Here is a 25907-nt window from a genome sequence, read left to right as displayed (position 1 = left end):
TTGCTTTATGTAGCGCCCCCAGTCGGTGCGCCGCTTACAAGATGATGAAACGTTCAGTGCCTGCCCTGTGGAGGCAGGCCTGATTTATCAACTCTTGATCAGCAGGCACTCATCATGGATGAATACAAGCTTCGCAACGCGCGCGCGACCCTCCCCCAAGGCCACGCCAAACTGGGCACCCTCAGCCCGGCCTTTTCCAGTGCCGATGAGGTGGCACGCTATCTCCATGGGCGCGTGGGGCTCAATTTGCAGGTGGAGTTCGGCAGCGTCATTCTGCGGCGTTTGGCGGACGGTCTTTTTGTTGGCAGCGAGCCGATTTCGGACCGGCCCACCACGTTCAATTTCAGTCTCTTGCTGGACAGCAACCCGGCCAACACGGCTTACCTGGACCCGGAGGGGTACCACATTGTCGCAAGCTGGCACACGCACCCCAATACGACGGCGTGGGTTGCGCGTGAAAATCCTGCGTGGAGCGCGCACCAGATCACGGCTTACCAGGGGTTTTACTCAGAGCCGGACATCATCTTCAACCACCAGAACCGGCCAAAATTCAGGGAGGCTTACCTCTCTGGGCCGGACGGCACGCTGATCAAATACCAGTTTGATGAAACCCCGGCGGCGCTTGGCTTTGCTCACTGGATTACCACTCGAGGGCCGTTCGAATCGCCGCATGCCTTTGACGGGACCATTGAAGGGTATTACAAGAAAGTCGCCTCAGTCGGGCGGTTGACCTTTCTGATATCCAGCCCTTACTGGGGTGGTTCGGTGGGCCAGGTTCCGGCCAATTGGGAGCCTTACAAGCCCTGGCCGGTATTTGCAGACACGCAGCAGGCGTTGGCGCAGGCCACGATACAGATGCGGCGTAAACCCAACATTCGGCAACAGGTATTGATTCTGCAGTCCGATACGCTTTCGGAGTATGTGGCGCGCGATCCGGATCCCATCGAGGGGCTGGCGAGCGAGTTGCCCCCGTTGCCTGTTGGCTATCACCTGCATGGGATTTGCATTAATTCAAGGCCATTACCCGCCCAATACCCGACGCTGGAAAGCTGGCTGTTCAAAAACTTCATCAGCCCACTGGAGCTTGCGCAGCACATTGTGCGGTTTCGTCAGTACAGCCAGGGCGCGCAATCCACGCTGGGCGCGTCGTTGTATATCCGGCTACGGGACGACGCCCTCTTGCGCTATCGCTTTTCCGGCTCGGCGCTTGAGTCCCAGTTGTTTGCCTATGCGCCAGACGGTCAGGTGATCGATAACGGCTGGCAAGCCGCACTCCTGGACGGTTCATTGCTGACCCGCGACTTTGTCCGAAAAGTGGCAGAGGCGGGTGAACTGAGCGTGGAGAAAACCAGTGCGCTGTGGGACCGCAGTGGCGTGGTGGATGCGCAGTGGGTCCCCTATTCGCAGTTCCCGCTGCCGCCCCTGAGTATTGCTTTTTTGTCGGCCGACGACGCAGCCCGCTTTGTCCATGGCACCCTCAATGGGCGTCGCGAGCAGGTACTCGGCGGGATGATTCTCCAACGACCCGATGGCCGCTTTGTGGTGACGCAGCCCGTGCCCACGGGGCCGAGGCCCTTTGCTTTTGAAGGCCTTTACCCGGTTGATCGCCAGCACTCGCCCATTATCCTGAACGCGGGTTATCGCCTGCATGCGCGCTATGGCACGCGTGCTGCGCTGTCGACCACTGACCCGGTACTTGTTGCCCGCCTCAAGTGGACCCGCCAGGAGGCTGAACTGGGAGGGCAAATGTTCCACCCAGCAGACGTCGCCGACCTCCTGGCGTCCGGGCTTCCCGGCTACCTGTCGGGATCCCAGGACAGCCTGATCCTCTACAGCCCGTCTATCACGACCTCGGATTGGCGCAAGCAATGGGTGCCTGAAACGGCCAATGGCGAGAGTGCGATTGGAAAACGCTTTGCCGACGGTGTGATCAAACCCGCGGATGTGGTGCGCACCCTCGCCGAGGCGGGCACGTTGCGGGTGGTCATCGGCAACGCGTTGTGGGGGCCGGCCGACTTTGTCGAGCTGGACTGGGGCCCGGGGGTGCGCACGTTGCAGTTCCAACGCCCGGCGACGGTGAGCCACGGGCCTCTATTCGGCAACGCCAACGACGCTGCCAGCGATCTTTTTCGACGTGACCCACAGGACTATGCACAACCGTATGCCAGCCTCTACTTTGCGTTCATTCTCAAGCACGAACGCCGGGAAGAATACGTTGCCAGCGAGTTGATCCCGGTCACCCGCCAATCGCCGCTGCTGTCTCTCGCCAGCCTGTATGGCACGACATTGCCCGACGGTTTCGATTGCCACAGCCTGTATTACGCCAACCAGTTTGTCGGCAATGGCTCGGCAGCCTGGTTGAAACGGGTGTTTATCGAACCCGAGGACTTGAGTGAGGCCATTGTGCAGGCGCGTCTCCAGTCGATGCAGCCGCCCTACGGCGCCCCGGTGTTTATAGCCACACCGGAGGGGGCCCTGTTGCGCTACCAGTCACCTTCCACCTTTGCCATGTTCGAGGCGCGCAGCGATGCGGACCCTCTTGAGACCGTGCGGGCCAAGCTGGACATTGGCACGCTGCAACCGATTCAGTTTGTACGACAGGTAGCAGCTTCCGGCCGCTTGCAGGTCATCCAGCCCAGTGATTGCTGGAGCATCGCCGGCGATGTGAATGGGCTGTGGGTCCCTTATGAAAACCTGCAGCGGCGCCGGCTCAGCCCGGCGTTTGTGTCGATGGATGACGCGGCGCGGTATATCCGTCGTCGTGTCTTGCCGAGCCTCGACCGATCCTATGGCGGCATTATCCTGCGTCGTGACGATGGCGGGTTCGTTGCCACTGAACCGCTTCGGGTGTCGGATGAAGTATTCGATGTCAAAAGCATCTTCCCTGATGAAATGGTCACACGTGGCCTGTACCCACCTCGCACAACGGTGGTTGCCAGCTACCACTCACGGCCGGCGACGCAATGGCCGTTTCTGCTCGCGCCGGCCCAGTCGGCGGTGTACGGCAATATGTTTTCCACACGTGTGTTGGCGCAGTCGCTGTCCGCTGCTCTAGCGCGTCACAGCCACTACTTGCTGGCGCCCGACGGTGCCTTGATCCGCTTGAAGCCGCGCCCGGAATTGAAATACACGCCCATTTCGGCAGCCGTGCTCGTCACACGACCGCGTAATCGTAACGACTGGCTGAGCGGGTCGCTTGAACAGCAGATACGCAAGGGGGAGTTGGCCCCTGACGCGTATGTGAACCGTTTGAGCCAAGCGTTCGAATTGCAGGTAGTGACTGGCAGTGCGATGTGGGGGATGCCTGGACCGGTTGACAGTTGGCGCCCGTTTGCCGGCGTGGACCTGCGTGGCCGGCGCTACCTTGAGGCGAGGGTCGACCCTGCATTAAGTCCGCTGCACAGCCGTGCCGATGATGCGGCGCGCTATGCCCATGAACATGCCGGGTCGAGGGATGAAGCACAGTTTGGCTATGTGCTCCAATCCACCGTCAACGGGCATTTTGTGACCACGTTGCCCGTCACCGACAGTGGGTCGGACCTGGCTCATCGTCGGGTTTTTGCCGATGCCGGTTATCCCTATCGCTATCAAATGGCCGGGCTGTATCTGTGTGGGTTGCAATGGGGCGACATTCAACCCGTCGGCGAGATCATGACGCTGGACTCCATTTATCGGGGGCTGATCTCCCCGTCGCGGTTGATATCGGCGATGTATCAGGTACGCGCGATGGCGAGCCGCGCGGCGTTTCCTGTTTATTTGTCGTGCGCCGATGGCGCCTTGCTGAAGTTCACCGTGCGTAATGACCGCTTTGTCGACTATCAGGACGACCTCAAGTTGAAACTGCGCCTGCTCAGCCCCCGTGAGTACATCCGGCGTACGGCGGCGGCTGGAGAGTTGCGCATCCTGGTGCCCAGTGACAATTGGCCGGGTGTGGGTGTAGTGGATGCGCAGTGGCAGCCGGGTCGCTCACAGGGCGTGTTGCCGGCTGACCAGACCTCATGGGCATTGGGCCCCGTGCATGTTCATCGCGATGATGCCGCCGGTTTCGTGCACGACCGGGCGGGGCGCTATGCCGGTCAACCGGCAATCGGTGCGTTGCTGGAGAAAACCGTGGCCAGCAATCATGTGCCGATACTGCCAACGCCTGATAACGGATTCCCATCAACGGTCGCCGTGAGCCTGTTCAAGCCTGATTCTGTTTGGCCGGACGGCTATCAGGTCAGTGCCGCGCATCTGCTGTTTCACGCGGGCCTGGACCAGGTGAGCGTAGGCGTTGAACGTTCCTACGCTGAGTATTTCGTTTCATGGCGCGAGCTGGGGTTTTACCTGTATGAACTGAAAAAACGCAGGTTACCCATCACCGGCTTTTACCTGACGGCCCGTGACGGGGCCTTGTTGAGCTACACCCCGACGTTCGGCCAGGATGAAGCCAACTTGTTGGCTGTAAATGGTAAGTGGACCGCTGAAGGGGGTTACACGGGCTTCGCACCGACGCCTTCACACGCGCTGTCGGAACTGGCGCGACTCGGTCAGTTCCGGGTGCTGCGCCGTGGCAGTTTCTGGACCCTGCGCACCCTGGTGGGCAGCGACCTGAGGCTGCCAGGCAACACGACCTACCGGCCGGATCGGGATGAGTTGTGAGTCATCGGTCTAACGTTTGCGCATCAAACCGATAAAAAACAATCCGCCAATCGCCGCCGTGGCCACGCCAATCGGCAAATCCTCGGGGGCGATCAAGGTGCGTGCGGCCACGTCCACCCACACTAGGAACAGGCTGCCCAGCAGCGCACACACCGGCAGTAACCGGCGATGCTCGGCGCCGATCAGGCGCCGGGCGATGTGCGGCACCATCAGCCCGACGAAGCCGATAGAGCCGCTGATGGACACCAGCACACCGGTCATCAAGGACGCCACCAGGAACACCTTCAAGCGCACGTTGCGCGCGTTCAGGCCCAGGGTCACGGCTGTCTGTTCGCCGGCCATCAGCGCGTTCAACGGCCGGGCCATGCCTGCCAACACCAGCAAGCCCATCAGCACGGTAACGGCAGGAATCGCCAACAGCTCCCAGCGTGCCAGGCCCAGGCCGCCCAGCATCCAGAACATCACCGCCGACGCGGCGCGATGGTCGCCCATGAACAGCAGCAGGTTGGCCGCCGCCATCATCACGAAAGACACCGCCACGCCGCACAGCAGCAGGCGATCGCTCTCCAGCCGCCCATTGCGACTGGCCACCGCCAGCACCACCAGCATGCTCAGCAGCGCGCCGATAAAGGCGGCGATGGGCAGGGTCAGCAGGCCGACAATTTCACCTACATGCAGCACCACGATCACCGCGCCGAGGGTGGCGCCGGAGGTGACGCCCAGCAGGTGCGGGTCAGCCAGCGGGTTGCGCGTGACCGCCTGCAACACGGCACCGATCAAGGCCAGCCCGGCCCCCACCAGCGCACCCAGCAACATGCGTGGCACGCGGATCAACCACACAATATGTTCCTGCCCGGCCGGCCAGTTCACCTCACCCACGCCAAAGGCTTTGAACAGCACGATGCGCCACACCACTTCCACTGGCACCCGCGCCGGGCCGAAGCCCAGGGAGATCACACAAGACACCAGCAGCACCGCAGCCAGCGTGGCGAGCAACAAGGCGTAGCGACGGGTGATCATTCGCCGTGAAACCCCTTGGCCAGGGTTTCCACCGCCAGCACGTTGTCGATGCCTGGCGTGGCCTGCACGTAAGGGATCACGATAAACCGCTGGTTCCTGATCGCGTCCACCGCTTGCAGCGCCGGGTTGTTGAGCAGGAACTGCTCCTTCTGCTCGGCAGTGATTTCGCTGTAGTCGACGATCACGATCACCTGAGGGTTGCGTTCCACCACGGTTTCCCAGTTGACCCGGGTCCAGCTGGCGTCGATGTCATCGAGAATATTGCGCCCACCCGCCGCCTCGATCAGCGCCTGGGGCATGCCCAGGCGGCCGGAGGTCATGGCGCGGTCTTCTCCGCTGTCATACAGGAAGACGCGTGGCTTGTCGGCAGGCAGGTCGCTTTGCACGTTGGCCACCTGCGCCTGCATCTGTGCGATCAGCGCGTTGGCGCGGTCTTGCACGTCGAAGATCTTGCCCAGGTTGCGCAGGTCGTTATAGGTGTCGTCCAGCGTGGCGGCTGGGCGCTTCATCACGAACGCGCAGGACTCGGTCAGCTCGTACACGTTGATGCCCAGCGGTTGCAGGGTACTGGGGGTGAGGTCACCGCCCACGCGCATGCCGTAATCCCAGCCGGCGAAGAAGAAATCCACGTTGGCGTTGAGCAGGGTTTCCACCGACGGGTATTTGCTCGCCAACTCCGGCAGGCCGTCGAGAATCTCGGCCATTTCGGGGGTGACCGACTTCCAGCCGGTCACGCCGCTGTAGCCGGCCATGTGCGACTTGAGGCCCAGGGCGAGCATCATCTGGGTCATGTTGATGTCGTGGCTGACCGCGTGTTTCGGCGCTTCCTGGAAGGTCACGTCACGGTTGCAACTCTTGATGGTCACCGGGTAGTGAGTGGCTTCGGCAACGGCGTGCGAAGCGCCGAACAACAGGGCAACGGCGAGCAGGGTGCGCAGGGTCATGGTTGGGTTATCCAGGTGATTCGGGGGTAGCCGGACAAGGGGTGGGTGTCGATCAGTGCCTCGACGCCGAATACGTCGCGCAGCAGTTCGACGGTCAGTACTTCGTGGGGCGTGCCGCTGGCGACGATGCGCCCGTGGTTGATCACGTACAGGCGGTCGCAGAACGCGGCGGCCAGGTTCAGGTCGTGGATACTGGCGAGCGTGCCGATGTTCAGGCGCTTGACCAGCCGCAGCAGTTCCAGCTGATAGCGCGGGTCGAGGTGGTTGGTGGGTTCGTCGAGGATCAGCAACTGCGGCTGCTGGGCGAGGGCGCGGGCGAGGATCACGCGTTGTTTTTCACCGCCCGAGAGGGTCGCAAAGGCATGGTCTTCGAAGCCCCGCATGCCGACGGATTCCAGCGCCTGTTGGATCAGCTGTTGATCCCGCAGCGTGTCGCTGTCGAACAGCCCTTTGTGTGGCGTACGGCCCATGGCGACCACCTCGTCCACCCGCAGGCCGAAGGCATCGGGGAATTCCTGCAGCACCACGGCGACGCGTTGCGCGCACCATTTGGCGCTGTGTTTCCAAACGTTCTGGTGGGCGAGCGACACGTCACCCTGATCCGGCCTGGTGAACCGATAGGCGCAGCGCAGCAGGCTGGTCTTGCCGCTGCCATTGGGGCCGATCAATCCCACGAACTCACCTTCGCCGACCTGCAGGCTGGCGTCACACAAGTGGAACGAGTGCCGACAGTGGCCGTGAGCCTGGGGTGTCCAGGTGAGGCGGGTGAGGGTGAGAGAAGTCATCAATGCGCTCTGGGTAAACACCGTTCAAAAATGTGGGAGCTGGCTTGCCTGCAATTGCGGTGTGTCAGGCAAGACTTCTTTGCCGCAGAGACCGCCATCGCAGGCAAGCCAGCTCCCACATTGGGTTTGTGTGTATTCAGTTAGAAGGTGTAATCCGCCGTGACGAAGAAGGAGCGCGGCTCGCCCAGGATCCACTGCTGGCCTTCGTTGTATTGGCTGACGGCGTAGGTGCGGTTGAACAGGTTGTTCAATTGCAGGCCCAGGGTGGTGTTGCGCAGGGCCTTCCACGACACCGTCGCGTCGACCACGGTGTAGCTCGGTATTTCATTGGTGTTGGCGGTGTCGGCGAAACGCGAATCCACGTAGCGCACGCCGGCGCCGGCGCGCACGTCGTCGGTCACGGCCTTGCTCAACCACAGGTTGGCGGTGCGGCGCGGCACGTCGGTGGGGCGGTTGCCGTTGCGCGACACCGACTGGCCGTCGACCACTTCGGAGAAGTCATCGTATTGCGCGCGCACGATGGCCGCGTTGGCTTGCAGTTGCCAGGCGTCTGGCAGTTGCAGGTCGAGGCTGGCTTCCAGGCCGTTGGACGATTGCTGGCCGACCTGTTCCTTGAGGTTCGTGCCGGGGATGCTCACCAGCAGTTTCTTCTTCACGATGTGATAGGCCGCCAGGGTCCATTCTCCGCGCTGGTCCCAGAAGGATTGCTTGAGGCCGACCTCGGCCTGTTTGGCAGTGGACAGGCCGAATTGCTGCTGGCTCGGGCTCAGGGTGATCAGGCTGCCGACGCCGTCGGTGCTGGTGGCGTACTGGCCGTAGACCGAGGTGTCGGGGGTGAGCGCATAGACCAGGCCGGCCTTCCAGTTGTTGCCGGTGAGGGTCTTGTTGGCGTCGTTGTGCTCGGGAGTCAGGTCCTGATTGTCGATGTGCAGATAGTCACGGCGCACACCGGTGATCAGCGACAGCTTGTCGGTGAGTTGCAGGCGGTTCTCGGCAAAGCCCGCCAGCTGTTTGGTGGTGCTGACCGACTGCGGGATGAACGGGTCGGCGCTTTCGAAAGGCTGTGGCACCGGGTGGTTGATGTCCACCGGCTGGCCGCTGGTGGTGGCGTCATCGAACGGCGCGTTGCTCGCCAGGCGGAAGCGGATGCGGTTGTATTCGGCACCGACCACGGTCTGGCTGTCGAGGCCGAACAGGGTGTGTTTAAAGGTGAAAGTCTGGCGGTCGCCGACCTGTTCCTGGTTGTGCTTGATGCCCAGGTAGCTCTGTCGCACCAGGCCGCCGTCGACGTAGTTGTAGCTCTCGGCGTTCTGCCAGCGACGCTGGTTTTTCAGGTACGACAGCTCGTTGGTGGCGGTGACGTTGTCGTTGATCTGCCACTCGCTGGTCAGGCGCGTCCACTGGTCGTTGTAGTGCTGGATGGCGTCGCTGACGTTGTAGTTCTTGTCCCGCAGGCCTTTGTGCAACTGGCCGTTGATCAGCGGCGTGCCGTAGTCGTTCTGCGGGGTCTGGTCGCCGTAGTCGTGGGCCAGGGTAAAGCTCAAATTGTCGGCCGGTTGCCAGCGCAGGGCACCGCTGACGAAGTCGCTGGACGAGTCGCCCCGGTCGATGAAGCCGTTGCTGCGCAGGCGGTTGACGTTCAGGCGATAGCTCAGGGTGTCGGTCAGCGAGCCGCCACTGTCGAGGGCTTGCTGTTGGCGATCGTAGGAGCCGTAGCCCAGGCGGACGTGGTTTTCGATCTCGCCTTCAAACGGCTTTTTCGCGATGGTATTGATCACCGCACCGGTGGCGCCCTGGCCGTACATCACCGAGGCGGGGCCGCGCAGCACGTCCACCCGTTCCACCGACCAGGTGTCCACCGGGAAGGTGGAGGTGCCGGCGCCGTCGAACATGCGCTGGCCGTCGTACAGCTGCAGCACCGAGCTTTGCCCGGTAAACCCGCGGGCCTGCAACGATGTGCCGCCGTCGCCCGGCGTGCCGGTGCGGGTGATACCGGTGGCGCGGGAGATGGCGTCCTGCACGCTGGCATCGCCGCGCTCGCGGATCTTTTCACCGGTCTGGCTTTCGACGCTGCCCGGGGTTTGCCGTGCCGTGAGGTTCAGGCGTGAACCGGCGGTGGTCGGGGTGTCCAGGTCGATGCGTTCTTCATCGACGGCCGGCGCGGTGATGGGGCTGACGGGCAGGGTCAGGGCCTGGGCGCTGTTATGCAGGGCGAGCAGGCACACGCCGGACGCAAGGTACTTGTTCATCGGTCGATCAGTCTTCTTGGAGGGATGCTCGCCGCGAGGCGCGGCGAGCAACGATAACGCAGAAAGTGTTATAAGTTAACACTTATTGGCTGCGGGACAAAAGTCGCGCAAGGCTACAGAAGGCCTCTGCCATGGGCATCTCGCAGGGTTCATGCAGAACCTGAGGCAGATTCATGTTGGCCGAAGAAGCGTGACAGCACTAGGCGATCCAGTGCCCACACCACGATCAACGAGGCGCCCACCAGCGGGAAAACAATCGCCAGCGCCAGCATGATCACCATCGCGGTTTTCCATTTCGGCAGGTCATGGCGCAGCGGTGGAACACCCAAGCCGCCGGCCGGGCGACGCTTCCACCAGATCACCACCCCGCTGACCGCGCTGAGCAGAATCATCAGGCAAATCAACAGCACGATCAGCTGATTGACCCAGCCGAACATCTTGCCTTCGTGCAGCATCACGCCGGTTTCCGTTGCACGGGCGACCGTGTTGTAGTGCTCCCAGCGCACATCGGCCAGCACCTTGCCGGTGTACTGGTCCACGTGCAGGGTGGCGTCGTTGCGTGGGTCGTTGGCGAACACCGCGACGGTGAACACACCGGTGGCGGTGGTCGGGAAGGTGATGCTGTAGCCCGGCTCGACCTTGCGTGCGTTGGCCAGGTCGACCACCTGTTGCAGGCGCACGGTCGGCGCGGCCGGACCTGAGTGCATGGCGCCGTGGTTCATGTGCTCGGCGTGGTCGCCGGACATCGGCATCGGCGTGTTTTCCAGGGCCCACGGCACGGTCTGTTGGCTGGCAGTATTGAGGATGCGCGCCTGCTGGTCGGACTGCGGCACGTTGTTCCACATCGCCGCCGGGAAGGTGTTCCACAGGTCGGCGTATTGCTTGCCCCAGAAGCCGGTCCAGGTCATGCCACTGAGCAGCATCACCAGCAGGAACGCGGCTCCCCAGAAGCCGGCGACGGCGTGCAGGTCACGCCAGAACACGCGGCCGCGGCTACTGAAACGAGGCCACAGCACGCCTGCCGAAGACTTGCCACGCGGCCACCACAGGTACACGCCCGACACCACCAGCATCACACCCCAGCCGGCAGCGAGCTCCACCAGACGATCGCCAACGGTGCCGATCATCAACTCGCCGTGCAGGGCTCGGGCGATGGCTTGCAGGTTGTACTTCGAATCCTGCTCGCCGAGTACCGTGCCGCGATAAGGGTCGACGAACACTGTCACTTCGCGGCCTTCCTTGTGCATCACGAACTGCGCGCTGGCGGTGGCGTCGGCGGGTGGCAGGTATTTGCTGATGGCGGCATTGGGGTAGGCCGCTTTGGCGCGTGCCAGTTGCTCGTCGGCGGTCAGGGCATGTTCAGCGGTTTGGACCTTAAGCAGGTCGCCGTACATCAGCGGGTCGAGCTGGGGTTTGAACAGGTAGATGATGCCGGTCAGGGCCAGCAGCACCATGAAGGGGGCAACGAACAGCCCAGCGTAGAAATGCCAGCGCCAGGCCAGGTTGTAGAAGGAAACTTTTTGAGTGGTCATCAGGGTGCTCCGCAAGGCTTTAAAAATTGTTGTCAGTTATGCCGCCATCGCGGGCAAGCCAGCTCCCACCTTTGAATGTATTCACAAATCAAAGGTGGGAGCTGGCTTGCCTGCGATGCTCTTAGAAGCTCATATCCACCTTGGTCCAGAGCGTGCGCCCTGGCTCTTTGATGGCTTGCGGGTCACTGGCCGGGTAGCCGAACCCGGCGTTGCCGGCCAGGTTCAAGTGCTCGGCATAGGCCTTGCCGAACAGGTTGTCGACGCCGGTGCTGACCTTGAAATGTTTATTGATGCGGTACGCCGCGTTCAGCGAGAACACACCAAACCCCGCACTCTTGTCGAAGTCCTTGCCGACCACGTTGCCCTTGTTCTGATCAATGCGGTGTTGCGCCGCGACCACCCGCCACAAGGCGCCGGCGCTCCAGTCGTCTTCGCTGTAGGTGAGGCCCAGGCGCGCGTCCAGCGGTGGGATTTGCGGCAGGGCCTTGCCGTCGCTGCTGTTCTTGCCCCAGGCGTAGGCGAGGGTGGCGTCGGCTTTCCAGTGGCGCGTCAGCTTGTACGCCGCGCCCAGTTCGCCGCCCATGATGCGAGCGTCGACATTGCGCGCCTGGGAGGAGGTGCCCATCATCCCGGGCCGGTAGTCGAACAGGATGAAGTCCTGCACACGGCCGATATAGCCCGAAGCCCAGGCTTCAAGCGCTTCGGCTTTGTATTGCGCGCCAAAGTCGAGTTGGGTGGTTTTTTCCGGTTTCACGCCATCGAACGCATTCACCGAACCGACCGCGCCCGTGTTGGGCGAAAACAGCTCCCAGTAATCCGGGAAGCGCTCCGAGTGGCCCAGGCCCGCGTAGAGCGTGGTAGGGCTGTCGGCCAGGTCGTGCTCATAGCGCACGAAGCCCGAGGGCAGGGTGTCGGCGCGGGTGTTGTCGGCCGTCGGGTTGGGGCGGGTGCTCATGCCGGAACCGGTGGTCTGCCGGAAGTCCTTGGCCGAGGCGCGGTCCAGTCGGGCGCCGGTGATCAGGCGTTCGCGGTCGGCGGCGTACCAGGTGAGTTCGCCGAACACGCCGTAGTTGTGGAAGTTGGCGTCCTTGACCCGGGGCAGATCCTTGTAGGTGTCGATGCCCATGCTGCTGCGCTGGCGGTGTTCGTTGGTCTGGGCATCCAGGCCGCCGATCAGCTGCACATCGGCCCAGCGCCAGGTGGCCTTGATGCGAGCGCCGAGGGTGCGCCGGTCGACGTTGGACGCCATCGGCCCCGCCATCATCCCGGTGCCGGACGGAACGCGCAGGCTGTAGTTGTCCATCACGTGGTCGGCGTAGTTGTAGTAGACCTGGGCTTCGACCTTATCCAGCACCTCGCCGAGGTTGGACTTCTCAAAGCGCAGCCCGAGGCTCTCGCGCAGGAACTGCGAGCCGTCCATGCCGCGCCCGGCGTAACGGGCTTCGCCATCGCCACGGCCGGCGGTGAGTTCCAGCAAGGTGTCGGCGTCGGGGGTGAAGCCGACGGCGACGTCGCCGTTCCATTTGTCATAGCGCGAGGCGACGGTGTCGTTGTTGCCGTCCTTGTAATCGTCGGCATGGGCCTGGTTGCCGATCACGCGCACATAACCCAACGGGCCGCCGGCCGCGGCATCGATCACCTTGTCGAAGCGCCCGTTGGAACCGGCCAGCACACTGGTGTTGAGGCGCGTGCCCAACTCGCCGAACTGCTCCGGCTCACGCTCGAACAGGATGGTGCCAGCTGACGCACCGGGGCCCCACAACACGGTTTGCGGGCCTTTGATCACGGTGAGCTTGTCGTAGGTTTCCGGGGAAATGTACGAGGTGGGCGCATCCATCCGGCCTGGGCAGGCGCCGAGCATCATGCTGCCGTTGGTGAGGATGTTCAGGCGTGAACCGAACATGCCGCGCAGTACCGGGTCGCCATTGGTGCCGCCGTTGCGCACCAGGGCAAAGCCGGGGATGGTTTTGAGGTAGTCGCCGCCATCGCTGGCGGGCACCGGCTGGCGCGGGTCTTTCGGGTGGGTGACCACGGTGAGCGGTGAGCTGGGGGCGATCGCCGTGATCACGGTAGGGCTCAGTTCGTGTTCGTCGGCATACACCTGTGGTGCCAAAAGGGCGCCGCACAGAACGGCGACCACGGGAGTGCTTCCCAAACGGGTGTCAGCAGAAAACCTGGACATGACAAATTCCATCAATCAATCGTAAACAACACGGCCAGCAGCCTGCGGCTGTCTGTCTAAAGTCGGCCGGGGTGAAGTAACGCTGTGAAGTGCTTACGCGTTGATGGGCGGGGCGCGACTGCGGGCGCCGGGGAAGACGCTCTGCCGGGCATGGCCCAGGCGCGTTGCGGGGGTGAGGGCGTTGGCGGGCGGCGGGCTGCCCAGGGTGAACATTGACGTGCCGCCGGGCAGCGCGGGGCAACTGTAGAGCAAGTCGCAATAGCCGCACTTGGACCAGAGGGCGTGGTGTTCGTCAGGGGCTTTGGGGTGATGGGAACCGGCGTGGTCCATCGGCATGTCCATGGACATGCTCATCGACATACCGGCGTGATGATCCATCGGCATCGCTTGGGAAATCAGCGGACCGATAAAGATCATCAGCATGGCGAACAGGCTGATCCACCCGCCGCGTCTTACACGGGCGTGTGGAGAGAACCTGGCGCGGGGGGCGCCCATCGAATCTCAGCCTATTGCGGGTGCTTGTGCGCGTGGCCGGCCATCGGGGGTACTTTCTGTACCGACACTTCCACCTCGACCTTGCCGGCTTTTTCGAAGGTCAGGGTCAGCGGGAATTGTTTGCCGTCGGCCAACAGGCTGCGGTCTTTGAGGCCCAGCAGCATCACGTGATACGCCATGGGTGCGAAGGTCAGGTCACCCTTGGCCGGCACGGCGACGCTGGGCACTTGCTGCATCTTCATCAGGTCGCCTTGCATGACGTGTTCGTGCAGCTCGGCCTTGTCCGCCACCGGCGTCTCGACGCTGAGCAGGCGGTCCGGCGTTGCGCCGGTGTTGTGAATCACGAAATACGCCGCGACGGTGGGCGCGTTGGGCGGCAACTCCTGGGACCAGGGTTCGCTGACCACCAGGTCGCCGGCCTTGTAGTCATCGGCATTGGCAGCACTGAACACCGGCAACAACATCGCAGCCAGAAGCAGGGAAGATTTGAGCATGGCAGTTCTCCAGAACGGTTCTAAACGCAGTTCACTTGCGAAGAAATCAGACCGTTGGAGAGGCGCGCGGGTTGAGGCTTGGCCATTGCTGGCGCGGGGTCGGGCTTAGCAGCCGGGGCGGCGGCAAGCTCTGTGAGGTGTTGAATTGGGTGAGGTACAACTGCGGCACATGCCCCGGCAGCGCCACCAACGGCGCCGAGCCCGAGCAACACCAGCAATGCTGCATGGTGGAGTGGTCGTCCTGCTGCGGCGCCGGGATCTCCAGCTTGCCCAGGGCAATCGTCTTGAAACTCGCCCCATTGGAGGAGCAGAAACTGCCCCACAGCAATTGCTGCACCGGGTCCTGGGACTGCTGCATCGCCCCGGCCATCGGCATGGCAAAGGCGTTGAACAGCACTGCAAAGCAGGCGATCCACACAATTGCAAAGCGTTGACGGGCCATGGCGGACAATCCGTAGGGTTAAACGATCAGGCGGGTATTTAGCCTGATCGTAGGGGATAAGTAAAAAGGGACGGTGTGGTTTGGTGTCGCAGCTGCTGGTTTCAGGATAGACGGGAACTGAGAGGTTGCCGGTCTCAAAGGCAACGCAGCTCTAAATGTGGGAGCGGGCTTGCCCGCGATTGCGGTACATCAGTTATAGATGAGTTGGCTGACAGGACGCTATCGCGGGCAAGCCCGCTCCCACAGGGGATCAGTGGTGTTTACAGCGTGGTGATTGCCTGCAGCACCGCAGCCACGTTGGTGAACTCCCGATCCACCGCTGCCAACACCGGCCGCTTCAAGACAAGCACCGGTATTCCAAGCTCTCGCGCCACTTCCAGCTTCGGCTCCGTCGCGGTGCTGCCGCTGTTCTTGCTGATCAACACATCAATGCCGCGTCGCTCAAACAACGCACGCTCGTCCTCGATCAGAAACGGCCCGCGCGCGCCGATCACTTCACACCGCTCGTTCCCCGGGTACACATCCAGTGCGCGCAGCGTCCAAAACTGTTCGACGGGGATTTCGTCGAGGTGCTGCAACGGCTCGCGCCCCAGCGTGAACAGCGGGCGCTTGAAAGGTTTGAGCGATTCGATCAACGAAGCCCAATCACTGACCTCTCGCCAATCATCTCCTGCCTGCGGCTGCCACGCCGGGCGTCGCAATGCCCAACAAGGCACGCCACCCAGCTGCGCAGCTTCGGCCGCATTGCGGCTGATCTGCGCCGCATACGGATGAGTCGCATCGAGAATCAGGCCAATTCCCTCATCCCGAACAAACCGCGCCAAGCCCTCGGCGCCACCATAACCACCGACCCGCACTTGGCAGTTCAGATCGGTCGGCACGCGCCCAGCGCCGGCCAGGCTGTAGATATGTTCCGGGCCCAAAGTGCGCGCAATGGCCAAGGCCTCAGTCACGCCACCCAGCAAGAGAATGCGCTTCATAGCGGCTTGACCACGTCCAGCAAGGTGATCGGCAACGCCTGCCGCCACGTATCAAACTCCCCCAGCGGCTGCGCCTGGGCCACGTGGATGCGAGTCAGTTCGCCGCCATGCCGGGCGCGCCATTCCATCAAGGACATTTCACTTTGCAGGGTTACAGCATTGGCAACCAACCGTCCGCCTGGTCGCAGCTGTTGCCAGCAGGTGTCGAGCACGCCGTCGCGGGTGACGCCGCCGCCGATGAAGATGGCATCCGGTGCTTCCAAACCTTGCAGCGCGTCCGGTGCCTTACCGCGAACCAGCTGCAGCCCAGGCACACCCAGCGCATCGCGGTTGTGTTCGATCAAACCTTGGCGACCTTCATCGGCTTCAATCGCCACTGCGCGGCAACTGGGGTGAGTGCGCATCCATTCAATGCCGATGGAGCCACTGCCCGCGCCCACATCCCACAGCAATTCGCCGGGCATTGGCGCGAGGCGGGCGAGGGTCATGGCGCGTACGTCGCGTTTGGTCAGTTGGCCGTCGTGTTTGAAGGCCGAATCCGGCAAACCGGCCAGACGTGACAGGCGCACAACCTGCGGGTCAGCCACGCAGTCGATCGCAACCAGGTTCAAATCGGCGACGCAAGCGTGTTGCCAACCTGCAGCCTGCCCATCGAGACGCCGCTCATTCGCGCCGCCCAGGTGTTCAAACACAGAAATGCGGCTCGGCCCAAATCCGCACGAAGCCAACAAAGCGGCAATCAACGCCGGGCTGCGACCGTCATTGCTCAACACCAACGACCGCACGCCACTGGCCAGGTGCGCATTCAGCGCCGCCAACGGCCGAGCCACCACAGACAACGTCACCACGTCCTGCAACGGCCAACCCAACCGCGCCGCTGCCAGCGATACCGACGACGGCGCCGGCAAGATCAGCAACTCATCCGCCGCCACCTGCCGCGCCAGGCTCGCGCCCACGCCATAGAACATCGGATCGCCGCTGGCCAGCACGCACACCGGTTCCCCGCGCCGCGCCAGTACCGGTTCCAGGGAGAAAGGGCTCGGCCACACCTCACGCTCGCCGCGAATACACACCGGCAACAGGTCCAACTGGCGCTGAGCACCTATAATCCGCGTGGCGCGCAGCAGGGCATGCCGGGCATTCCTGCCCAGGCCCTTGAAGCCGTCTTCACCGATGCCTACAACCGTCAGCCAGGGCGACATATGAATTCCTTGAACGACATCCGACGGGCAGGCTTTTCATGCCGCCGGACAAAGCAGGCATAATACCGCGCCTTTACCCGTCAACCGGTAGCCCCGTGAACCAGACGCCCGCTGTAAATACCTTGCGCCCCTCGGCTTGTCCGGGGTTGCTGCGTATTGTCCAGGCATTGGACGGCGGCATTTGCCGGATCAAATTGGCCGGTGGTTCCATCACCGCCGCCCAAGCCCACGCGGTGGCGGACGCGGCGCAGGCCTATGCGGGCGGGGTGATCGAGGCCACCAACCGCGCCAACTTGCAGATCCGCGGGATTGGCGCCGAAGAAGACGCCTTGATCGCGATGCTGTTGGCCGCAGGCCTGGGGCCCAATAACGCCGCCGGCGACGATGTGCGCAACCTGATGCTCAGCCCCAGCGCCGGCATCGACCCGCAGATGCTGTTCGACACGCGCCCGCTGGCCGAACAGATCCTGAATACCCTGCAGAACCACCCGCGTTTTCACGAGCTGTCGGCCAAGTTCGCCGTGCAACTGGATGGCGGCGAAGCCCTGGCGATGCTCGAACATCACCATGACCTGTGGCTGTCGGCGTTCGTGCGCGATGGCCACACGCTGCTCGCGTTTGGCCTGGCCGGTTGCCCGGGGCTGGATGCGCCGGTGGCCGCCGTGCCGTTAGATCAAGGGCATGCTCTGGTGGTGGCTGTGCTGGAAGCGTTTCTCGACCTCGCCACGCCCGAGCAAACCCGCATGCGTCATCTGGCTGTGGATAAGTTATTGAGCCTCCTCAATCTGCCGTTGCTGCCGCCGGATGGCTTCAAACGCCCGTCCAGCAGCGCTTCGCTGCACCTCGGCACTTATCCACAAGCGCAAAAGAATCTGTTCTACGTCGCGACCATCGCGCCCTTGGGCCGCCTGGATTCGACGATGCTCAACGGCGCCGCACAACTGGCCAGCGAATACGGCGACGGCACCCTGCGCTTCACCCCTTGGCAGGGCGTGCTGCTGCCCAATGTCGAAAAACCGCAGGCCGTGACCGAACGCCTGGCGCAACTGGGCTTCCTCTGTTCAGTCGACCAACCTCTGGCGCGCATGACCGCCTGCACTGGCTCCAGCGGCTGCGGCAAGGCACAGGCCGACACCAAGGCTGACGCCATGCAACTCGCCGCCCTGGACACCGGGCACGACGTGCACCTGTCTGGCTGCCTCCGTTCCTGCGCCGCCGCACACACCGCGCCGGTGACTCTGCTGGCCGTGAGCCCTGGCCACTACGACCTCTATTTTCGCGATGCCGCCTACCCAGGCTTTGGCCGGCTGCACGCGCGCACCCTTTCTATTGAAGCGACGGGCGCCTTGCTGCGCGCCCGCCCACGGAGCAACACCGATGATTGATTACATCCGCGACGGTCAGGAGATCTATCGCAACTCCTTCGCCATTATTCGCGCGGAAGCCAAGTTGGACCGTATCCCGGCCGATTTGGAAAAACTCGCGGTGCGGGTGATCCATGCCTGCGGCATGGTCGAGGCCATCGACGGCCTGCAATTCTCCGAAGGCGCAGGCAAGGCCGGGCGCGATGCGCTGGCGGCCGGCGCGCCGATCCTGTGCGATGCGCGGATGGTCTCCGAAGGCGTGACCCGTGCGCGCCTGCCCGCCAACAACGCGGTGATCTGCACCCTGCGCGACGACAGCGTGCCGGAGCTGGCGCGTGAGCTGGGCAACACCCGCTCCGCCGCCGCCCTGGAACTGTGGCGCCCGTACCTGGAAGGCAGCGTGGTAGTGATCGGCAACGCGCCAACCGCCTTGTTCTACCTGCTGGAAATGCTCGACGCCGGCGCACCGAAACCGGCGTTGATCCTCGGCTTCCCGGTCGGGTTTGTCGGCGCCGCTGAATCCAAGGCGATGCTGGCGGCCGACAGCCGTGGCGTGCCGTTCGTGATCATGCAGGGCCGCCTGGGCGGTAGTGCCATGGCCGCCGCTGCGGTGAATGCCCTGGCCACGGAGGTCGAATAATGCAGGCACGCGGACGTTTGATCGGCCTGGGCGTGGGCCCTGGCGACCCGGAACTGATCACCCTCAAGGCCCTGCGCCTGCTGCGTGAGTCGCCGGTGGTGGCGTACTTCGTGGCCAAGGGCAAGAAGGGCAACGCCTTCGGCATCATCGAGGATCACCTGGTGCCCCAGCAGACCCTGATGCCGCTGGTGTACCCGGTGACCACCGAAGTGCTGCCCGCGCCGATGTCCTATGAGCAAGTGATCAGCGATTTCTACGACGCGGCCAGCGTCGACGTGGCAGCGCACCTGGACGCCGGCCGCGACGTGGCGGTGATCTGTGAAGGTGACCCGTTCTTCTACGGCTCCTACATGTACCTGCACGACCGCCTCGCCGAGCGCTATGAAGCGCAGGTCATTCCGGGCGTGTGCTCGATGCTCGGCGGCGCTTCGGTGCTGGGTGCGCCGCTGGTGTACCGCAACCAGAGCCTGTCGGTGCTCTCGGGCGTGCTGCCCCATGACGACCTCAAGCGCCGCCTGGCAGACGCCGATGCGGCGGTGATCATGAAGCTCGGGCGCAACTTTCCCAAGGTGCGCCAAGTGCTGGAAGAGCTCGGCCTGGCCGGGCGTGCGCTGTATGTGGAGCGCGCCACCATGGCCAATCAGAAGATCGTGCCGCTGGATCAGGTCGATCCGTCGTCGTCGCCTTACTTCTCGCTGATCATCGTGCCCGGTGAACGGTGGCAAGGTTGATGAGCCCGGCGATTGTTATTTTGGGCCAGCGCAGCCTGGCCACTGCGCGCGAGATCCAGCAGGTTTACCCGGGCGCACTGATCCATGGCCTGGCGGGCCGTGTCGAGGGCGCAGACCAGGTCTATGGCGAATTCGGTGCGACCCTGCGCCAGCTTTATCAGCAAGGCACGCCGTTGATTGCGCTGTGCGCGGCCGGCATCGTGATTCGTACCCTGGCGCCGCTGTTGCTGGAAAAAGGCGAAGAGCCTGCCGTGCTGGCTGTGGCCGAAGACGGCAGCGCCGTGGTGCCGTTGCTCGGTGGCTTGGGCGGTGTGAACGTCATGGCGCGGGAGATCGCTGCAGCGTTGAACGTGGCCGCAGCAATCACCACCAGTGGCGAGCTGCGTTTCGGCACCTGCCTGCTCAATCCGCCGAGTGGTTATGAACTGGCCGACCTGGAACTGGGCAAGCGGTTTGTCTCGGACCTGTTGGCCGGCGAAAGCGTGCGGATCGAAGGCGCCGCGCCGTGGCTGGACCAGGCGAACCTGCCTCAGGATCAACAGGCACGTTTGGCGATCCATGTGGGCAGTGCCGAGCGCATGCCTGCGGCCAACGAGTTGCTGATCTATCCAAAGAATGTGAGCGTGACCTGCAAGCCAGGCGCGCAACTGGCAGAGCGCGTGCGGGCGGTGCTGCATGACGCGGGTATCGCGGTGCAATCCCTGGCGTGCCTATTGGCGAGCGATACGCAGATGGCCGATGCGTCGTTGCATGAAGCGGCGTTGGCACTGGGTGTGCCGCTGCGTTTTGCCAGCGTCAGCCAAGACGCCGATATCGTCATTGATGTTGCCGAGCAACCGCTGGACCTGTCCCGAGTCGGTCGCGTGCGTGGTCGTCTTGCGGTGATTGGCCTGGGCCCTGGCGCCGCCGAGTTGATGGTGCCGGCCGTCAAGGCTGAACTGGCGCGCTGCACCGATGTGCTGGGCTACGAAACCTATGTGCGCATGGCCGGGCCGTTCCGTGACGATCAGGTGCAACACTGCACCGATAACCGTGAAGAAATGCAGCGTGCGCGTCACGCCTTCGAGCTGGCGGCCCAGGGCCGTTCGGTGGTGGTGGTGTCGTCCGGCGACCCCGGCGTATTCGCCATGGCCGCTGCGGTGATCGAGGCGTTGCATGAATCCAGCGACCCGGCCTGGCACCAGGTCGACCTGGAAATCCTGCCGGGTGTTTCGGCGTCCCTGGCCACGGCTGCACAGGCCGGTGCGCCGTTGGGTCATGACTTTTGCGTGATGTCACTGTCGGACAACCTCAAGCCATGGGCGATCATCGAAAAGCGTTTGGATTTGGCGTCCCAGGCCGACCTGGCGCTGGCGTTCTACAACCCCATCTCCCGTTCGCGCCCGTGGCAATTAGGTCGCGCCCTGGAAATCGTCGCGCTGCACCGCACGCCTGAAACGCCCGTGGTGCTGGGCCGTGATATCGGTCGCCCGGGCCAGACCCTGCGTGTCACCACGCTGGGGCAGCTGACCCCGGAACAGGTGGACATGCGCACCATGGTGCTGATCGGTTCCTCCACCACCTGCGTGTTTCCACGTGCCGGTGGCGGTGAGTGGGTGTACACCCCGCGTTGGTATGGTGAAAAACCGGTGTCCTGAAACGCTCCGGCCACTGCCAGAAAGCTCCGAATGGTTGAGGGATTTTCCTGCTGTCATTCGGGGCTTTTTCTTTTTTTGCGCGATGAAAGCCGGAAGGCGTGCGCGAACGCCACGGGATTGCTGGACGATGCTGTTTCAGGTGCGCAGGCAAGGGATGTTTGTTGCGTGGAAAGCCCGGCCGCCGCTGGACTAGTGTGAACACAAGCCCCATGTGGGGCGCTTGTGGAGAATGGAAAATGGAGCGACATCACAAAAGGACCTTCAGTGCGAAGCGGCGCAAACTGATTGCCGCCTACAAACTGCCCGGCGCACCGGGAGCCAGTGCTTCCATGGCGCTGGATACCGAGGACGATAGCAATGCAGCCGTGGTGAACAATGGGGTGATCTCGTTTGTCGAGGGCATGTCTGCCCTCAACCGCGAGTACATCCGCAAGAGCTACCTGCTTGCCAGCAGCTACGTCAGCGATGTGTTGAAGGTCCATCGCGGTACAGAGCATTGGTACGATGAATTTATCAAGGTGATGATCAGCCTGGGCTGGCTGCCGGTGCGAAGCCGCTTCGAGCGCGTCTCGAGTTCCGGCAAGGGCCTGACGGTGCAACTGGCGGCCCTGAACATGATTGCGGCGCTGCTGGCTTCGACCTCTCTGGCCGGGCCGCTGTTGGCAGCACTGCCCAAATTGGCGGCTGACGCGCTGGAAGCGCTGAAGCAGCAACCGGCCTCGTTCGAGTTGTTCAAGCGTAACAGCACGGTGCAGCAGGGCGGCGATTTCGGCCTGGCGTCGTGTGCCGAAACCGCAGGGGAAGTGACGATGGTGCTGGTGACGTACAGTTCCCACGGCGTGAGCAAACAGGTGGGCCTGCCCTTTTTGGAGTGGGACAGTTCCTCGTTCGAGGCCTTCAGCGGGCAGACCTGCCTGGTGCTGAATACCTCGGTGGTCAATGAAAAAACCCTCCGGCTGATGCGCGAGAGTGCGGGCGACAAGGTGCAGTTGGCAATCGCCCAATACCGGATCTAGGGCACCAGGTAGCCGCGAACCCCGGTAAAGATAATTTGCGCGGCCAGGGCGCATACGAACAGGCCCATCAGCCGGCTGACGATCTGCAAGCCCTGGTCGCCAAGAATGCGTTCGATGCGGTTGGACAGGTACAGCACTACACCCACAGTGAAGCTGGCGAGCGCGATGCTGAGGATGGCGGTGATCTTGTCATCCCAGTGGGGCTGGCTCACGCCCATCACCAGCAGTGCACCGATGGTGCCGGGGCCGACGGTAAGGGGGATGGTCAGCGGTACGATGGTCACGTCTTGCTGCACGTTGTCGGTTTGTACCGCTGACTTGCCTTGGGCCATGCCCAGGGCCGAGATGAACAGCACGCTGCCGGCGCCGATACGGAACGCGTCCACGGTGATCCCGAACACGCTGAAAATGACCCGGCCGAACAGGTAGAGCAACACGCTCGACACCAGGGTGGCCAACGCGACTTTCCAGGCCAGGCGCCGGCGCTCCTTGCTGGAGTAACCACGGGTGAGGCTGATAAAACAGGACAGCACGAAGAACGGGCTGTAGAGCACCAGCATTTTCAGGTAGACGCTGAATAACACGTGGAGCATGGGGGCGGCTCGTTGGGGATAAGTGTGGAGAGTCTATCAGGCGACACCGATCAAATGTGGGAGCGGGCTTGCTCGCGAATGCGGTGTGTCAGTCAATGCGTTTTTAACTGATCCACCGCATTCGCGAGCAAGCCCGCTCCCACATGGGGGTTGTGTTTCAGGTTAAGAGGGGGCGTGTTCGGGGCGCTGCTGGCGCTGCGCGACCCAGAACTCCACCAACTCGCGCAGCTGCGACAGTTCCACCGGCTTGGCCATGTGCCCGTCCATCCCGGCCTGGCGTGCGCGTTCTTTGTGTTCCGAGAGGATGTGCGCCGTCAGAGCCACCACCGGGGTGCGGATACGCTGGTGGCTGACTTCCCAGGCGCGCAGCTGTTGGGTGGCCGAGAAGCCATCGAGGATCGGCATTTCACAGTCCATCAACACCAGGTCGTAACGCTGGGCCTTCATCGCTTCCAACGCTTCCTCGCCGTTGCTGGCGGTGTCCGGGTTGAGGTTGAGCTTGCCGAGCATGCCACGGATCACCTTGGTGGAAATGCTGTTGTCTTCGGCCACCAGGATGCGGAAATCGCTGGGCACGGTGACGGCTGCCGGTGCGCTGAGCACCGGGCGCACGGGCACGCTGCCTTTGCTGCGCTGGGTCAGTTCGTCGGCCAGGGTGGTCTTGAGGGTATAGCCGGCCACCGGTTTGGCGAGGATGCGCTTGATCCCGCAGTTGCGCGCGATGATCTTGCTCGGCGCGTTGCTGATGCCGGTGAGCATGATCAACAGGATGTCGTGGTTCAGGCTCGGGTCTTCCTTGATCTTCGCCGCCAGTTGCATGCCGGTCATGCCGGGCATGTTCTGGTCCAGCAACACCACGTCGAAGTAGTCGCGCAGGTGCGCCTTGGTGCGCAACAGCGCCAAGGCTTCCTTGCCCGAGGGGACGGCACTGACGTTGAGGCCCCAGGCAGAGCACTGCTGCACCAGCACCTTGCGGCAGGTGTCGTTGTCGTCCACCACCAGTACGCGCGCACCCTTGAGCGGGCCGTCGAGGTCGGAAGTGGGGTGCTCCAGGCGTTCCGGGTCCAGCGGCAGGGTCAGCCACAGTGTGCTGCCCTGGTGGCTGCCGCTCTTGATGCCGAACTCGCCGTTCATCAACAGGATCAGCTGACGGGCGATCACCAGGCCCAGGTGACCGCTCAGGCGTGTGGCCGACAGGAAATTCTTGCTGTGCAGTTCACTGTGTAACAGCGCTTCGCGCTCGGCGGTTTCCATCGGCAGGCCGCTGTCCTGCACGGCGATGCGCAGGCGTGGCTTGGTGCTGCGTTCATCAAGGGCGACAACGATCAGCACTTCGCCTTCATCGGTTTTTTGCAGGGCGTTTTCCAGCAGGCTCAACAGCGCCTGGCGCAGGCGCGTCGGGTCGCCACTGATGACACGGGGCACCTGGGGCTGGATAAAGCTGATGAGTTCGACGTTCTGCTGCTCGGCCTTGGCGCGGAAGATGCTCAGGCAATCTTCGATCAGCGCGTTGAGGTCGAACTGCACGTCGTCCAATTCGATCTGCCCGGATTCCAGCTTGGAGATGTCGAGGATCTCGTTGATCAGGGTCAGCAGCTCGTTGCCGGCGCTGTGGATGGTCTGCACGTAGTCGCGCTGCTTCACCGACAGCGGCGTGCCCAGCAGCAGCTCGGTCATGCCCAGCACGCCGTTCATGGGCGTGCGGATCTCGTGGCTGATCTTCGCCAGGAACTCGGCTTTGGCGGCGATCTCGGCATTGCTCGCGGCCAGGTCACGGCTGAGGCTGAAGCGCGCCTCGACAATCGCGCGCTGGCGTTCGCCCAGGGCCAGGCTCATCAGCAGGCCACTGAGGCAGATGAAGCTGAGCAGGGTCACGATCAAGCCTTGCGGCGCGACAAGCGTAAGGCCGAGCAGCGCAGGCAGGATGATCAGCGTGCCGATGTTGAACACCACCATCGCCGCCACGAACAGCCGCGCCGGGCGGTAGCCTTTTTGCCAGTGATAGGCCGACACAAACAGCATGCTCAAGCCGGCCAGGGCGACCAGCGCATAGGTGATGATGTTCAGTGGCAGGGTGTTGACGAACAACAGCAGCAGGCCACACAGCACGATAAACAGGATGTCGGCCATCAACAGCTTGTTCAGCGGATGAGGGCCCAGGGGCATGAAGAAGCGGTAGGCGAACATCAACCCGCACGGTGCGGTGAGCAACAAGGCCAGGTAGGCGCCTGGGGTTTGCACGGCGTGCCAGTTCGGCAGCCATGGGCCTACCAGGTTGAGCAGCAGCGCCAGGCTGAGCATCAACAGCACTTCGCACGCCGCCAGCCACAGGCTGCTGCGCGAGCGGTGATAGGCGAAGCGTGTGAGGTTGTGCAGGATCAACATCAACAGGACGCCGAACAGCAGCCCGTAGATCAGCGTTTGGTTCTGGTCGGCAGCGGCCAGTACGGCGGGCTCCAGGGTGATGTAGGGGCGCAGTTCGTGCTCCGAGACCAGGCGCAGGTAGACCTCGAGGGGCCTTTGGCTCTGGGGCATCGGTAACATGAAGTCGCTGCTGGGCAGCGGGCGTTCCGCCTGGGGCTGGCGGGTGCCGGTGCTTTGCTGTTCCACCAGGGTGTCGCCGTCGAGCACGTAGAGGCTCAGGTGGGACAGGTCCGGGGCGAACACCCGCAGCACTTGCTCGTGCTTGCCAGGTTGCAGTTTGAAACGTACCCACAACGCGCCGTCCGGTTCCGCGGCGGTAATGCGGTCCAGTTCGATGGGGCTGAATTGGTTGGTGTAGCGGGCGGAACGGATGTCGCTCAGTTGCAGGTCGGCCTGTTCATCAAGCAATACTGCCCAACCACTGCCTTGTGCGGCGGCCTGGGCCGGGAACAAGCAGAGCAGTGTCAGCAGACTGACTGTGAAACCTATGGCGATCCTGAGCCAGCGCACGGCGAAATCCCTTCGTAGGTTGATGC

Annotated in this window: 19 protein-coding genes; 6 read left to right on the top strand and 13 right to left on the bottom strand. The window is 63.1% G+C overall.

Going from position 1 to position 25907, the window contains the following annotated elements:
* Positions 1-114 precede the first annotated feature (114 nt).
* Entirely contained in the window at positions 115-4641 is a 4527-nt protein-coding gene (locus tag ACVWVP_RS06710; RefSeq protein ID WP_457404884.1) for a hypothetical protein, read from the top strand.
* Between the two features lie 9 nt (positions 4642-4650).
* Here the strand turns inward: ACVWVP_RS06710 and ACVWVP_RS06705 are convergent, their stop codons facing one another.
* The 11 genes from ACVWVP_RS06705 to cbiE all read right to left on the bottom strand — a co-directional run bounded on the left by ACVWVP_RS06705 (position 4651) and on the right by cbiE (position 16966).
* Positions 4651-5661, bottom strand: a complete 1011-nt coding sequence (locus ACVWVP_RS06705; RefSeq protein ID WP_457404881.1) for a FecCD family ABC transporter permease — start codon at positions 5659-5661, stop codon at positions 4651-4653.
* On the bottom strand, positions 5658-6605 hold the full coding sequence (locus tag ACVWVP_RS06700) for an ABC transporter substrate-binding protein (RefSeq protein ID WP_178918425.1): 948 nt from the start codon (positions 6603-6605) through the stop codon (positions 5658-5660). Before ACVWVP_RS06700 ends, ACVWVP_RS06705 begins: the two co-directional genes overlap by 4 nt.
* Positions 6602-7390, bottom strand: coding sequence for an ABC transporter ATP-binding protein (locus ACVWVP_RS06695; RefSeq protein WP_457404878.1), 789 nt, complete (start codon positions 7388-7390; stop codon positions 6602-6604). The genes ACVWVP_RS06700 and ACVWVP_RS06695 overlap by 4 nt, the downstream gene beginning before the upstream one ends.
* A 140-nt stretch (positions 7391-7530) precedes the next feature.
* Positions 7531-9639, bottom strand: coding sequence for a TonB-dependent receptor (locus tag ACVWVP_RS06690; protein ID WP_457404876.1), 2109 nt, complete (start codon positions 9637-9639; stop codon positions 7531-7533).
* Positions 9640-9788: 149 nt separating this feature from the next.
* Positions 9789-11171, bottom strand: a complete 1383-nt coding sequence (locus tag ACVWVP_RS06685; protein ID WP_178918428.1) for a PepSY-associated TM helix domain-containing protein — start codon at positions 11169-11171, stop codon at positions 9789-9791.
* Between the two features lie 121 nt (positions 11172-11292).
* Entirely contained in the window at positions 11293-13353 is a 2061-nt protein-coding gene (locus ACVWVP_RS06680; RefSeq protein ID WP_457404872.1) for a TonB-dependent copper receptor, read from the bottom strand.
* Between the two features lie 93 nt (positions 13354-13446).
* Positions 13447-13848: a DUF2946 domain-containing protein gene (locus tag ACVWVP_RS06675; protein ID WP_457404869.1), complete on the bottom strand. Its 402-nt coding sequence runs from the start codon at positions 13846-13848 to the stop codon at positions 13447-13449.
* 11 nt (positions 13849-13859) lie between these two features.
* Complete coding sequence (locus ACVWVP_RS06670; RefSeq protein ID WP_176997065.1) at positions 13860-14342, bottom strand: copper chaperone PCu(A)C; 483 nt, start codon at positions 14340-14342, stop codon at positions 13860-13862.
* Between the two features lie 46 nt (positions 14343-14388).
* Positions 14389-14784: a DUF2946 domain-containing protein gene (locus ACVWVP_RS06665; protein ID WP_178918431.1), complete on the bottom strand. Its 396-nt coding sequence runs from the start codon at positions 14782-14784 to the stop codon at positions 14389-14391.
* Positions 14785-15044: 260 nt separating this feature from the next.
* Entirely contained in the window at positions 15045-15764 is a 720-nt protein-coding gene (locus tag ACVWVP_RS06660) for a cobalt-precorrin-6A reductase (protein WP_457404866.1), read from the bottom strand.
* The gene (gene cbiE / locus ACVWVP_RS06655; RefSeq protein WP_457404864.1) at positions 15761-16966 is read right to left on the bottom strand and encodes a precorrin-6y C5,15-methyltransferase (decarboxylating) subunit CbiE; all 1206 of its coding nucleotides are present in this window, start codon (positions 16964-16966) and stop codon (positions 15761-15763) included. The genes ACVWVP_RS06660 and cbiE overlap by 4 nt, the downstream gene beginning before the upstream one ends.
* A 38-nt stretch (positions 16967-17004) precedes the next feature.
* On the opposite strand from cbiE, the gene cobG reads away from it, so the two are divergent.
* The 5 genes from cobG to ACVWVP_RS06630 all read left to right on the top strand — a co-directional run bounded on the left by cobG (position 17005) and on the right by ACVWVP_RS06630 (position 22354).
* Entirely contained in the window at positions 17005-18351 is a 1347-nt protein-coding gene (cobG, locus tag ACVWVP_RS06650) for a precorrin-3B synthase (RefSeq protein ID WP_457404861.1), read from the top strand.
* Positions 18344-18970, top strand: a complete 627-nt coding sequence (locus ACVWVP_RS06645) for a precorrin-8X methylmutase (protein ID WP_457404859.1) — start codon at positions 18344-18346, stop codon at positions 18968-18970. Before cobG ends, ACVWVP_RS06645 begins: the two co-directional genes overlap by 8 nt.
* Positions 18970-19701, top strand: coding sequence for a precorrin-2 C(20)-methyltransferase (locus ACVWVP_RS06640; RefSeq protein WP_178918436.1), 732 nt, complete (start codon positions 18970-18972; stop codon positions 19699-19701). Before ACVWVP_RS06645 ends, ACVWVP_RS06640 begins: the two co-directional genes overlap by 1 nt.
* Positions 19701-21338, top strand: a complete 1638-nt coding sequence (cobJ, locus tag ACVWVP_RS06635; protein ID WP_457404856.1) for a precorrin-3B C(17)-methyltransferase — start codon at positions 19701-19703, stop codon at positions 21336-21338. Before ACVWVP_RS06640 ends, cobJ begins: the two co-directional genes overlap by 1 nt.
* 236 nt (positions 21339-21574) lie before the next feature.
* Positions 21575-22354 carry a hypothetical protein gene (locus ACVWVP_RS06630; RefSeq protein WP_178918438.1) on the top strand — a complete coding sequence of 260 codons (780 nt, stop codon included), beginning with the start codon at positions 21575-21577 and terminating at the stop codon, positions 22352-22354.
* Here ACVWVP_RS06630 and ACVWVP_RS06625 read toward each other — a convergent pair.
* Together ACVWVP_RS06625 and ACVWVP_RS06620 are read right to left on the bottom strand one after the other, a co-directional pair.
* The gene (locus tag ACVWVP_RS06625) at positions 22351-22947 is read right to left on the bottom strand and encodes a MarC family protein (protein WP_032890615.1); all 597 of its coding nucleotides are present in this window, start codon (positions 22945-22947) and stop codon (positions 22351-22353) included. The genes ACVWVP_RS06630 and ACVWVP_RS06625 overlap by 4 nt on opposite strands.
* Positions 22948-23109: 162 nt before the next feature.
* Positions 23110-25881, bottom strand: coding sequence for a hybrid sensor histidine kinase/response regulator (locus tag ACVWVP_RS06620; protein WP_178918439.1), 2772 nt, complete (start codon positions 25879-25881; stop codon positions 23110-23112).
* Positions 25882-25907 lie beyond the last annotated feature (26 nt).

The sequence above is a fragment of the Pseudomonas sp. TE24901 genome, assembly GCF_054058375.1.
Note: the sequence above shows the minus strand (reverse complement) of the source record. Positions and strands in the feature narration are given on the sequence as shown.